Origin of the sequence: uncultured Anaerobiospirillum sp. (genome assembly GCF_902485895.1) — a bacterium.
GTDB classification, from domain to species: Bacteria; Pseudomonadota; Gammaproteobacteria; order Enterobacterales; family Succinivibrionaceae; genus Anaerobiospirillum; species Anaerobiospirillum succiniciproducens.
Genome location: NZ_CABTML010000087.1, coordinates 1 through 13,689, shown reverse-complemented (window position 1 = coordinate 13,689; position 13,689 = coordinate 1). Strand labels below are relative to the sequence as shown.

Genomic DNA, 13,689 nt, shown 5'->3' with positions numbered 1-13,689 from the left:
GCTGGTGCACAGCAGGCTGCTGTTGCTTCTGTAACCACCATGGCTGATGCAATGTTTGGTCGTGTTGGTGCTGTTGGTGTTGAGGCTGCCTCTATCTCCGCAACTGGTTCACAGACTAAGGGCGGTGTATGGTTAACCCCAATGTACAAGTCCGTAGACGCTGACGGCTTCAATGCTGAGGGTGCTTCTTACGGTGCTGACGTTGACTTAGCTGGCGTTGCATTTGGTACAGACACTGTAAAGGGCAACATGCGCTTTGGTGCAGTATTTAACATCGGCTCTGGTGATGCAGACGGCAAGGGCAATGGTAACGGCTTAAAGGACGAGTTTGATTACTACGGCTTTGGTGTCTACTCAGCTATGGGCTTCGGTAACTTAGCTTTAATTGGTGATGCTTCTATGACCGTAATCTCTCATGAGGTTGAGGGCTTAGGTCTTAAGGGTGAGGCTGACACCACTGCTGTTACTATGGGCTTAACTGGCCAGTACACTGTTGCTACCCCAGCTGTTGATGTAACTCCACACTTAGGTGCACGTTTCATCCGCCTGAACACCGACTCTTATGATTTAGTTGGTGAGAAGGGTGTAGTCGCTAATACTGAGTTTGATGTACAGAACGTATTCTCAATTCCAGTAGGCGTAACCTTATCTAAGGCCTTTGTAACCGGCGGTTGGGCATTAGCTCCAAGCGCTGACTTAACTGTTGCCTTCAACACTGGCGACACCGAGGCTAAGTCAAATACTCGCTTCACCGGCATCAACAAGAACATCGGTCTTAACACCGAGGTTCTGGATGAGGTTACTTACGGCTTAACCGTAGGTTTAGGCGCTCAGTACGGTGCATTTGGTACCTCCTTTGGTATCAACTACACTGGCTCTGAGAACACTGATTCCTTCGGTGTTAATGCTCAGGCTCGTTACATGTTCTAAGAGCTCATGGCTCTTAACTAGCTCCAAGCTACATGTAGCTTAGTGCTAGAACATAATTATCAGGGCTATGGCAGCACATATTAGCTAGCCATAGCCCCTCATAAAGCGATCACGAGTGATGTCAGGGATAGGACATCATTTGGGGTCGCTTTTTCCGTTTTTATGGGGATACTTTGCTATGTCACTTTTAGAATTCGTTTGAGCAACAGCCTCAAACGAAATTAAAAATTACCACTTGCCTCAAGTAAGCAAGTGCAGGTTAAAGATCGCGATAAGATGGCTATGCCTAGATTAGCAAGGTAATCCATCCATCCATCCATCCATCCATCCATCCATCCATCCACTCACTCATTCATTCATTCAATTAATCATCAGCCCATCAGTCAGTCAGACATTCAAGCTCACTAGCAAGTATGCAAGTATATGCAAGGCCCCATGCTAGTTGTCTCTCTGGCCATTCCCCAGGCACCAGCTTATTTGGTGATCTTAGTTGGTAACAGTACTTAGGCGATGGCGCTTCATAAATTGCCGTGTTGATTAGAGCACTTGTTCAAGGTGGTTGGCTTATCGTATTTGCTATTGGCGGCATTACTATGCTTAGCACAGTAGAGATAACACAGCTAGCTGCCAGCGTGCTGCAGTTTACTGTGCTGCACTGAAATGCACTGTGCGGCGCTGCACTACACGGTAATGTAAAGTAATGTACTGACATGCATATTGAGGTATTCGCTGTTAATGAGGTTTGGCTAAATGAGAAGTACGGCGCTGAGTAAGTAATGTTGAGGCCTGAATTTCATGAAGTAAGATTGGTGTAGCCATGGTTTTGCGGCTGTGCTTGCTGCTCTGCTTGAGAGTCTATGCCTAGGTGATGGGAGCTCTTTGCTCTTTGCTCTGTGCACTTTGTACTTGGCCCAATGTTCTGTGTTCGGTGCTGTCTCTATGAGGATTACAGTGCTGATCGTGGCTGCAGATATCTGTGGGTATTTAGTCTGGATAAGCGCGTTAAGAGCTTGTTTGAGGAGCATGCTGGATGCGATCTTGTTTTTTTGATGGTGATTTTTGTCTATGTAGGGTATCTTATTCACTTAGATGGCTGTTGATGAGCAATGGCAGCTGTAGTCAAATGCATTTTTAGCAAGCATCAAGGTTATTGAATATGACTGAATCAATGGTTATTGTGCCTGAACAAGCTTTCAAGATAAGAAAACACCGTAATAGCAAGAAGAATCTCACTGATGTCAAAGTCGAGATGTTTCAAGTGGTAGGTAAGGACGTCAGCTCTGTCAAAAAGCTCATTACCATTGGTGAGCTTTGTGAAGACCATGACAATATGATGGTGCCTAATGCAAAGTATCATGAGCTGATGACTTGTGTTGCTCAGGATAGTGACCATGATGACTCATTAGCCTCAGGCACAAAAATACTGTATGCCGGCGCAGAATATATCTCATATCCTGATTGCGATGAGCAACTACCTCTTCTAGCACATGCCCAGGCCACCGTGCAAGAGGCTAAGATAGCGTCAGCCTTTGCCACAAAGAAAGAGCAAAAGTCATCTCCATCCACTGCCAAAGCAAAAAAGGGTAAGGCAGCTACTGCCTCTACTCAAGCACATGATGAAAAGGCTGCAGCATCTACCAGGGCACAGAAGAAAAAGAGCGCTACTGCCTCTGCTACAGCTCAAGAGGAAAAGATAGCTGCAGACTTTAAATCAGCTACAGACGATGATTCTGCTAGTGCCCAAGAAAGTAGTAATGTTAAAGTCATTATTCACTCAGATTTGCCTGAAACCATTAGTAAACAGGTAACAGAAAATATCAAGGCAAAAGCTAAAGGCGGTCTCGTCATTAAGACTGCTCCTCTCACACCTGATGCCTCACGTTCCTCAAATGGCTACGATAACCAGTTCTTTAACTCAGACATGTACGAGGATGAGGATGACGATGATGACATCTATGTGCCTGAATATTTAGACGATGACGATGATGACGATGATGACATGTTTGTCTCAAGCTTTTTTGACGACGATGACGATGACGACATGTATGTCTCAAGCCTTTTTGACGATGACGATTACGATTACGATGATGATGACGAGGAATTTTTAGATCCCGAAAGCATAGGCGGTCTTCTGACGAAGATCAGAAGAGAGAATCCTGAGGCATTTAATTTTTTAGAATTACTTGCCATGGAGATGAAAAATCATATTGAGGGCAAAGCAGGCATGCCGGCTAAAGATGTCATCAGTAAATTGAATGAGATTCAGATCGTACAGGATGAGCCTGGTGGTGAATGGCACTTATCGATGCAGCCTACTGATGAGCACTTTGCCTTATTTGAAAAATTAGGCAGGTCTCGTAAGCAGGTTATGGACAAGTTAAACAATGATCTTCTTAAACTCAATAAAAAGGAGAAGGCTAAGGCGAAAAATACTAAGCCTAATAGAGAAAGACGTGGTAAGAGACGTCATAAGTAGCATAGCAATGACGTTGGCTATGATGTTGGCTATGCGTGCTAGCTGTGATTGATGGCTATGGCTACGATAAAGGCTATAGCTATGGCTGTGGCTTGCAAATGATCTTGCTGATGGTTTGGCAAATGTTCAGATGATGGCGCGGCTAATTGTCAGCTGTTAGCTGTACTTGCTGGTGTAGCCCTCAACACATACGTTGTTTGAGATGCGTGGTGTAAGCAGATGCGCATGAGCATCATGTGACTCACTTACGTGCATTATAGCGAGCATGGGAAGAGTGCTCGGAGCTATTTCATATCACGTGCCTTGCAGATGACCTTTGCCATCTTGTTCCTTAGGCAAAAGTAGGATACATACAAGGGACTTATACTCATTTGCAAGCGGTTGTAAGTTACATCAGGCATCAAGACATTTTCTTTGGATGTAAGTCAGGACGGGGCTATGGATCGATCTAAATTTGAGCAAATGGTTGAGCTGTTTAACGAGGGCAAAAGCTCAGATGTCATCAGCAAAGCTATTCGTGTAAGTAGCGCTATAGTTGACTGGTTCTTGCTCTTCATTAAGGTCCATGGTGTCGAAATTACTCGCTTATTTCTTTATGGAATTGGCCGCCCTTCATACACTAAAGAGCAGTTGCTGGGCATCTACAACTTTGTCTTAGCCTCTAACTGTGGCTTTGATCGTGCTGAGGTCTATTTCAAGATTAAGCGTAATACCTTGCTTGCGAGGGTAAAGAGATACATAGGCAAAGAAAACATAGGCAAGGTAGCTGCAGATGCAGTCCCAATGTACCCTGATGTGCCAAGAGATTGTGATGAGATCATTGCAGCTTTGCCTGACGAGGTGCTAGGTCTGAGTGCTAATAGCCCCAAGTCTCCTTTTAAAGGCATAACCAAAGAAGAGCTGCTTAACTCTCCACTAGTCAAATCTCTGGAGGCTCATGAGTTCAAAGAGGCTCAGAGGGCAAATGCTCAGGATACCCAGAAGGCTCAGAATGCAAATGCTCAGGCAGCCACAAATGCTAAGAGTGCAAATGCTAATGGAGCCACGAAGGCTAAGAAGGTAAATGCTAAGAAGTCGCAAAAGGCTCATAAGGTAAATGCTCAGAAGGCTCAGTGGGATAAGCCTCTTGTAGCCAATGATGAGTTTTCATACCATGACAACCCTTTGCTAAAGTACAAAGACTCTGACTGCAATGATAAGTTTTCATACCACGACAACCCTCTGCTAAAGTACAAAGCCACTGACAGCAAAGATGAGGCATCTCAAGCTGACGAGCCCAATAGCCTTCCACCAAGGATTTTCGGACGAGCTGTTGCACCACGTAAGAAGAACAAAAAGAAGAACAAGGATCGCTCATAGCGCCTTGTAGAGACTTGTACTGATTCAGCATGGAACATAGGCAGGGTATAGAAAAGTTCAAGGCAATTAGCATAGCATTGCGCAGAGGAGTGAGCACAGCATTGCGCACAGCAATGAGCGTTGCAATAGGTATTGCAATGCGAAGAGAGATAGTCATTGCACGGATTGAAGCTCTGAGCACAGCAATAGCCATAGCACGGATCAAAGCGCTGAGCACAGCAATAGCCATAGCATGCATCAAATCGCTGAGTGTCACGACTTTGTTGGCATCGTTGGCATCAGTGAACCCCTTATGTGACAAGATATTGCGTATGAGTGTATGAGAGTAATTAACAGTATGAATGAGACTGATTCTAATGCAGTTACTATGGAGCAGAAGATTGAGTATTATCTTGGCCCCGTACCTAAACGAGTTGCTGCCTCGGCTTATAAACCAAACAGTAGAGCCAAACTCCCACGCATCGACTCACGCAGCGAAGGCTTTGAAGAGCTTCCAGAGCATGTAAAGCGCAAAATTTATGAGCGCGAAGAGCTTGAAAGAGAGATTCGCAAAGCAGCTGCAAGTTTGATTAAAGATGAAGATAGGCTTGACCTTAAGCCGCATATGCTCATTAAATGGCGCTATAAGACTGCTGTATACCTTATTGAGCAGCATCCACAGTGGACACCAGCTCTCATCAAGAAAATGGTCGGCATCTCAAAAGATGAGTTTTACTACTACGCCAATAACCCTCAATGCCTAGATCGCTATGATGAGATTAGAAAATGTGTCCTGGAGTGCTTTGAGATACATGGCAAAGGTAAGGCTGGATGCAGGACGATGCCTGCGTTACTAAAGAAACACTATGGTATTAGCCTTAGCCACCTGACTGTACGCAAGTATATGCATGAGTTAGGTATTAAGGGGTCAAATTAGAATAAGCCCCACAATACGCTACCAGCGCACCATAGATTAAGGCAGTTCAAAGCATCTTAACAAAGCTGCAAAGCCACCATCACCTCATATGAAATTGAACAACTCAAATTGCCGATACAAGGCCTCTAATATCTGATAAAAGGCCACTGCTCAACAGCAACGCACAAGGGCACAACTAGAAAGCAGAATCAGATGCATAAGCACAAGCACAAGTACAAGTACAAGTACAAGCATAAGCACAAGAAGAAGCAGAAGCACAGGCACAAGTAACAAGTTCTAAACGTATTATCTGCGTTTGAGATAAACGTAACGATGGTATGCCTATATGGATGGCTTTAGCTGCTGTGATGCTTCTGTGTGTTACCGCTACGTAGCACAGCTTCAACTTTTTTGGCTAGCTCGAGCTTATATTGATCTTTCTGGTGCTCTTTTTTAAGTGCATTAACACGCTTTTTGTGTTCTTTTTCAAGAGCCTTAATAGCCTGTTTCTGCTCAGCTTTAATGCACTGTATTCCCATTCCGAACTCAGCTAGATCTGCTTTGACTTGTTCAAGTTCGATTGCTTGCTTTTCAGCAAGATTGCTTAATTCTGAGTGCTTGTCTTGCAAAGCTTTGAGCTCATTTTGATGCTCGAGATCACGTGCTTGCTTCTGCTGCAGATGCCATTTAGCAATGTCTTTCAACATTTCAATGCTGCAGCCGTAGTCTTTGCAGATCTTAGTGGCGAGTTCCGAGTCAAAACCTAAGCTTTGACAAAACATAGCAGCTATGACGGCATCCTCAAGTGAGTTAAAAGCTGAAGGAATCTCAGGTTGGCTGATTTTGTTGTTCATCGTTGTGTGAGCCTTGATGATGCTAAATACGCAAGCAAGGGCAGCTCAAGTCTATTACTGATCTTATTGCCACTCATGCCATCCTCGTAAAAGGTCAATGACATGCTTTATGTCACAATGTGACTCTTAGTTGCGGCGTGGCGGTGTTGGTACATGTAGTTAGCCATAACAAAAGATAGCAGGCATAACCATTACATCTCTATATTCGTCGAGGATTTAGCCTATCGATTAATGTCAAACAATGATGCACTACACATGTTCTTGTATAAGCATAAGCATGAGGATGAGCATGTGCTTGTGGCTAATTCTGTCATATGGTGAATGCACTAGCACCACAAAAGATGGCATCATGGCGCTAGTGCAGTATGTGAGGATTTACGCTGGGCGTTTAACTAGGTTAAGAGCGGCCACATCACCTCTAAAGGTGCCGTAGGTAAGCTCATAGCAGTTAAGTGGCTTTAAGATCTCATAAGTTCTCTCTAAGAGAGTATTAGTATCCCAGCTCATAAAGTCTAAGTAGTAGCAAGTTAGACCCTCTGCAGCACCGACAAAGATGCCAACAACACCGTGATCGTCATTTAAAGACTGAGAGCTGTCATTGCTTGCGTTAGTATCTGCAGCTTTAGCATTGAGAGGGATGCTAAGACCATTGAGGCCAGAGGATAGGGACTTGCGGAATTGAGCGGTAAATGCCTCAAAGCTAATCTTGGCGTTCTCACCTTCAAAGAGATCTTTCTTAAGCGCAAAGAAGCCAGCTACAGTGCCTCTTTCTAAGAGCTCATCGCATAAGCGATGCTCAACTTCACCATACTCTTTAATGAGCTGATAGCAGCGAGTATAGCCTTTTACAATGTCACGACGATAGGTTGGTCGATTATCAACAGCAGTGGATGGGCTAGTTGAGCAAGCTGTAGCACTATTAGATGAGGAGGTTGCTGCACTAGCTGTAGTGCTCTTGGAGCTGTCGCTAGCAGAGGCTGTGGATGTGGTAGTGGTAGCAGAAGTATCAGCAGCAGTGCAGCTGTTAGCAGATACTGTTGCTTCACAAGAGCCATTGGTACTAGAGGCATTGGCAGCGTCTACAGATGCACTGGTAATAGCGGCATTACACTCTGTGCCATGCTCACTCTTACTCTCATCCTTGTGCTGATTAGCATGCTCATGCTTTTTAGTAGCAAGAACAGCAGCATCTCCAGCCGTATGCTTATGATCATGCGCATGGATGTGCTCGTGGTCATGATCCTCATTTAAGTCAGGAATTGGCTCTAGCTTAAAGTCGTTTTCATAAGTGGCAAAGCTGCGCTCTAAGAGCTCATCATTGCTGCCATCACGCACCAGGCCTTTTTCGAGGAGCTTGTTGTAGAGTCTGTCTAAGGTAAAGCTCTGACCATCACTGTCCTTTGGAATCTCGTTTTTAAGTAATGCTTCAAAGGTAATGTGGTTACAAGCTGCAGCAAGCTCACCAATAGCTGAGTAGAAGAGATCTAAGTGCATCTTATAGGCACCATAGAAGTCTTCGTTGAGATACTCTCTAAGCTCTTTGATGTACATGTAGACTTTTAAGCCTTGAACAGAAGGAGCTAGGTAGCACTTAACGTTCTTAGAGGTAATTTGAGTCTTCTTAAAAGCGATAGAGAAGCTCTCATTACGGCTACGAGCAAGGCTAACGATTAACTTGCCATTGAATAGAGCGGGGTAGTTATCAATAAAGAACTGCATCTGTAGAGCACGTGCAATATTACCAACTGGTAAGAGCACAATGCGGGCAGTATTTGTAGCGCCCTCTACATCTAGATTGAATGCAGTACGACCAAAGGCCAAAGAGAGAATCTCACTGACCTTACGATAGGTCTCATGACCCACACCGCTTTCAGAGGCAAATTCTTGCTTAATCTTAGCGCTGAGGTTATCAAGCTCAGCTGTTAAGGCCTCATAGCACTTAGAGCAGCCTTGAGAGAAGTTTGGGTTGAGCTCTGGCATCTGCAGCTCATTGATGCAGACAGTGAGGTACTTTTGGCAGCTGACATTAAACTCAACGTCATCTACTGCCACATTTAAATAGCGTAAAGCTACATGAACTTGACCAGAGTACAGATAGGCCACACCTAAGTAGAAGTTCCACATCGGTACCTGATACATCTGATTAGCATGGCGCAGTAAAAGGTCAATACACTCTGAGATCTTCTCTTGGTCAACGCCCTTGGAGTGCATTAACAAGTAGCCTGCTAAGATGCAGTTTTCTTCAACATTACGCTTGTTAATGTCTTTTTTAGCAATCGCCTGAGCTTCAGCATCAGTCTCATCATCGGCCATATCAGCAAAGAGCGGGTCTTCTTTTGCCATAGCAGCAAGACGCTCAGCTAAGGTCATGCTCTTGAGTGCAACCATGGGGGCTTGTTCAAGCTGAGCATCTTGCTCAGAGACTTTGTCCTTTTGTCCCATGCCGAACAATGAAGATAACCAACCCATAAAGCCTCCACTCAAGTTAATAAAATCGACTGCACCATCTTGCTACGCTAGCCTACCAAACATAACCATGCCCAGGCCACGTCACAACCAAGAAAGCCGCACAAGCGCAAAAGTCATCAGCCCAAAGCGCTCATACCAAGTAAGCCAATCACGCCAATCACGCCAATCAAGCGACTCAGTAGCCAGCCTGCTAAGCAAAACAAGCAGTTACGACAGCAAGTAGTGACTAGCCGATCCAAACTATACAGATCGAAGCTAATCTCATCATGGCCAAGCCGAGCAACATAGCAGAACACAGCATAGTCGAGCTCAGACCAGCCCACTACGCTAAGCAGGTTCAATATAGGCTTGGTGTAAATAAGCAATGCCTACTAACTCATGATACTGAAACAAGCAGCACCTAAATTAAGAGCTACTACACCACAAGTATGCAAATGAGAGCATGCTAGCTTGCCAGCAGCCTTTTGAACGCATAGGCAGGCTAAGAAAGACAAGCTTAGATAAGCGTAGACTAGCAAAAGTATAGCTATACATGCTTAGTTAAAGCATTGCAGCAAGATAGAGTTAAGGCCCGTATCTTAGCATAAGATGCCTATGCAAAAGATTAGTTAGCTCACTATAAGCATCATACACAGCGCTTAAAACGAAGCCCTTAGTCATATACAGCTTTTAACTCCTGTAGTCAGCAAATCACGGATATTGTCTGCCTAATCCATGCTCAATCGACAATTACTTTCAATAGCACAAGCTCACTTAGCTTGCTAAAGCGTGGTATATTAGAGGTCACTTTAGATGCCTTGCTTACATAAACTTACACATGGTGGATGTATACGTGCAAAAGCTCACATGCCACCAGACTAAGTTTTAAAGAGCAAAGCTCAATCCCTCAAGCGATTAATCCAGCACCCAATCAGCAAAGATATTCACTAAACGCCAAGCATGCTTAGCTGGACCTGCCTTAAGAATCGCAACAAACAATCGGTTTATATTTCTTTTTCAGAAAATGAAGCAAACCAACAACGCCATTAAGTTCTTAATGGCCCAATACCGTGCTATTTTCAAGAACGCCAACATCGCCATGGTAGCCGCAATGGCCGCCGCCGCTTTAGCTGCAGGTTCTGCTAGTGCAGCTACAGCAAACGATGTTAATCTCGAGGATAAAGCAGAGTGGGATGCTGCTTTAACTGCTGGTAATGGCATTATCGATATTACTGGTGCAGATACTGATAAGGGTGCAGCAGGCAAGTTTAAGAACCTGAAAATTGAATCAACTGCTGATACTACAGAGATTAGTTTAGCTGCCGGACAGAAACTTGTTATCTCTGATAATAAGACAGATGCTGGCAAAAATATTCTGTCTGCATCAGGCGCTGATACCTCCTTAAATTTAACTGGAGCAGGTGATCTTGATGTTAAGGCTGTTCAGACCGAGACAGCAAAAACTTATGGCTTGACCATTGCCGCCTTAGACGAAGGTACTGTTTCAGCTAAGTTTAATAACATAAATGTTAACGGTCTTTTAAATATCTCTACATCTGGAGCTAATTCTACTGCAACTTTAGATGCAGCAAATATTGTGATTGGCGATGGTGTCTTATCTGAGGCAGGTAAAGACGGTCAAATTCATGGCCGTGCTGCCCTTAATCTTGGTTTAGTATCTGCAGAGCATGACGGAAGTGGATCTGTTGTTTTAGGCAACGATGCAACCACTATTACTATCAATAAAGATGGCAAGCTTAGAGTGGCAGGTAACAGCGGTGCAACCACTGTTAATGCCGCAAAAGTAAATGTTAGTGGCGGTATCGTAAGTTTTGGCGCAGCAGTCACAGATGGTACTGCTAAATATGCTGTTAAGAATACAACAGTTAAAGATGGCTGGTTCTCAGTAAAGTCTGGCGCAGCACTTACTATCGACATGACCGCAGCTGGTAAGATGTCTTTCGAAGGTCAGTCAACTTTTGATATTGGCGGTCTTACTACATTAGCCAACGGTACTATTGATGTAGGTGCAGATACTGTTTTGGCAGGCCGTAATGGCACTCAAGACGCTAACGCGCAGCTTAAGCTTGGCGGTACTGCAGGTAATGATGCAACCTTAAGCATCAACAAGCAGACTTTAAAGTCCTTCTTAACTGCTAAGGCTGCAAACGGCACCGATGCTCTCAAGTATGTTGATGAAAATGCTCAGTTCACTACCCCGAACAGTGCTGAAAAAGAAGCAGCTTCAGGTGCTTTAACTATTGGTTCAGGTGGTTTCTTAGAGATTAAGGATACTGCTGACATCGCAACTGATTTTGCGTTCTCAGGTTCAGCAGGGGCTGGCAAGATCACTGTTGAAGATGGTGGCAAGATTGGTGGTGCTGATATCACCATTTCTAAGACCATCGCTGATGCTGGTACCAATGTTTCAGTTAAGGCAACCAACCTTACCCTTGGTAAGGCTGATGCTAAGCTGACTGATAAGTTAGGCGTTAAGTCATTAGAAGCTGAAAATGTAACTTTCATCAACAGCGGCTCAGACTTCAACCTCCTCGAGAATTTAACTCTTTCAACCGCAGGCACTGGCACTATCAGTGGCGGCCTTGTAATCGGTAAGACTGGCTCTGGTGCAACTGTAACCATTAATGGTGGTAACTACACCTTTGAGGCAGGCAAGAATCTTGAGACTGATGCTACTGGTAAGCTCGTAATTGATAAGGCCTCTAAGTTAGATGCATCTGGCGTTGGCAACTTAAAGTTAGCTTCTGGCGCAGGCAATACTGCTACTGTCCAGCTATCAGGTGGCTCTACCTTAGTGTTAGATCAGACTGATGTCTTTAAGAAAGGTACTGGTGATGCGATTGAGTTAGTGAAGGACTCTAGTGGTTCTAACATTACCAAGGAAGCTATTTCTTCTGACGCAACCTCTGTACTCGAGTTTAAGCTCTCTGATGCCTTCAAGGGCAACGGTGACAAGTTCACTATGTCCAAGACTCAGGTTGAGAATGTTAAGAAAGCTTTAGCAGACAATGGTCTTGATGGTGTAATTTCTTTCGGCAATAACTTCGTTCTGTCAGGTTTATCTGGTAGCGTAGCACTTACTGAGGTTATTGAGAACGCTGATGTTTACGACGGTAATGGCGTTAAGGCAGAGAATGGCACAGTTGATAAGGGCGTAGTAGCTGGCAATATCAGTATTGGTGCTAGCGCAGACAAGGCCACTATCTCTAATGGCAAGAACGTCATTCTTTACAATGCAGGCAATTCAGGCTTTGTAAGCAAGGGCGGCGAGGCTGCTGATGTTGCATTATCAGGTACTGCATCATTAACCTTAGCTGGTGCAGGTTCTATTGGAGCAATTGATGGCGGTGCCGCTAATGAAGGCTCTGTAATCATTGGTCACTCCAAGAAAGAGACTTCCGCTGTTGTAGCTGAGTCTATCGGTGCAACCAAAGCTGTTAAGTCTGTAGATTTACAGGGCAAATCAACCTTAATTCTCACTAAGGAAAATGCTCAGTTACAGACCCAGGTTCTAAACGTAGGCGACAACGCATCTCTCGTAGCTGAGAAGCAGGACATCATTGTTACTTCTTCTGGCACTAAAGGCTCAAGCATTTTAGGCGACGTAACTGCTAAGTCACTTAAGTTTGATGCAGGCAACAGCGATGTTAATTACGAGATTGCTGGCGATGCAGTTGTTGATGTAGACACTTTAACTATGACTGCAAGCGGTTCTCTGTTTGTAGGCAAGGACGGTACTGATACTTCTGCAGGCCATCTCGAGGTTGGTACCTTAGCACTTAATGGAGGCAACCTCATCGTTGATCCTGAGTGGAATGCTGATGCTTCTATTGCCCACATTAAGTCTATGGGTGGTAACGGCGGTTCAGGCGATGCTATTCAGCTTGATGGTAAGCTTGGTGTAGGTAAGAACTCTGTATTAGGCTTTGGCTTTGACAGTGCTCAGGACGTAAAGGATCTCTTTACCACCTACGGCTACATGACTGCTGATGGCAAGAAGCTCAATAAGGATAAGATCCAAGCAGCTCTGGTTCTGAACAAGCCACTTGTTATTGCTGGAAATCAGGGTGTAATGATTGATCCTTCTAAGACTGGTCAAGCTCTTAAGGATGCAATTGATCCTGCTCCAACCTCAACATTCCAGAACAAGTTTGAGTTTGGTGCAAACAGTGGCTTAGTCATTACTGATGGTGTTTATAAAATTGATCAGGATGGCAAGAAGACTGGCTCAGCTGTTTCATTCGCAGCAACAGGTGGAAGTGTAAGTGGCAGCGGTAAGGTAGTACTTGCTGGCTACTTCACTGGTGCTGATAAGGACATCACCATCTTCTCAGGCACTAGCATGACTGGTTCTGGCACTGTAGACCTTGTTTCCTTAAACGGCTTAATCAGTGCAAAGGTGGATTTAAATACTGGTAAGGTAGTGGACAACACTTGGAAGTTTGATACTGATAAGCTTGCTACTTACTACACCTCTGCTTCTAAGCCTGTTTCCGATTTGTTAAAGGATGTAATGTCTGGCACCATCCAGGGCAATACCATTGGCTACAAGTTCTTAGGTAACGTTGCTAACTCCGACGACAAGTCTGGTGTATTAGCAGATGCTGCTGCTCATGCTGCAACTTACGCTGGTGCACAGCAGGCTGCTGTTGCTTCTGTAACCACCATGGCTGATGCAATGTTTGGTCGTGTTGGTGCTGTTGGTG

7 protein-coding genes are annotated in these 13,689 nt (G+C 44.6%); 5 read left to right on the top strand and 2 right to left on the bottom strand.

Annotated features, from left to right (window positions below; genetic code table 11):
* The 4 genes from RDO37_RS07145 to RDO37_RS07130 form a co-directional block, all read left to right on the top strand.
* Positions 1-930: autotransporter outer membrane beta-barrel domain-containing protein (locus RDO37_RS07145; RefSeq protein ID WP_308498595.1), on the top strand; the 930-nt coding region annotated here is incomplete at its 5' end.
* Between the two features lie 1,156 nt (positions 931-2,086).
* Complete coding sequence (locus RDO37_RS07140) at positions 2,087-3,406, top strand: hypothetical protein (RefSeq protein ID WP_308498594.1); 1,320 nt, start codon at positions 2,087-2,089, stop codon at positions 3,404-3,406.
* Positions 3,407-3,844: 438 nt separating this feature from the next.
* Positions 3,845-4,765 carry a hypothetical protein gene (locus RDO37_RS07135; protein WP_308498593.1) on the top strand — a complete coding sequence of 307 codons (921 nt, stop codon included), beginning with the start codon at positions 3,845-3,847 and terminating at the stop codon, positions 4,763-4,765.
* Between the two features lie 319 nt (positions 4,766-5,084).
* Entirely contained in the window at positions 5,085-5,681 is a 597-nt protein-coding gene (locus RDO37_RS07130) for a transposase (RefSeq protein ID WP_308498592.1), read from the top strand.
* 335 nt (positions 5,682-6,016) lie between these two features.
* Here RDO37_RS07130 and RDO37_RS07125 read toward each other — a convergent pair whose 3' ends face one another.
* Together RDO37_RS07125 and RDO37_RS07120 are read right to left on the bottom strand one after the other, a co-directional pair.
* A complete protein-coding gene (locus RDO37_RS07125) occupies positions 6,017-6,514 on the bottom strand; it encodes a hypothetical protein (RefSeq protein ID WP_308498591.1) in 498 nt (165 codons plus the stop codon).
* A 375-nt stretch (positions 6,515-6,889) separates the two neighbouring features.
* Positions 6,890-8,983, bottom strand: a complete 2,094-nt coding sequence (locus RDO37_RS07120; RefSeq protein WP_308498590.1) for a hypothetical protein — start codon at positions 8,981-8,983, stop codon at positions 6,890-6,892.
* A 1,003-nt stretch (positions 8,984-9,986) separates the two neighbouring features.
* Between RDO37_RS07120 and RDO37_RS07115 the strand changes: the two genes are divergently transcribed.
* Positions 9,987-13,689 (top strand): hypothetical protein (locus RDO37_RS07115; protein WP_308498589.1); only part of this gene is annotated, 3,703 nt, incomplete at its 3' end.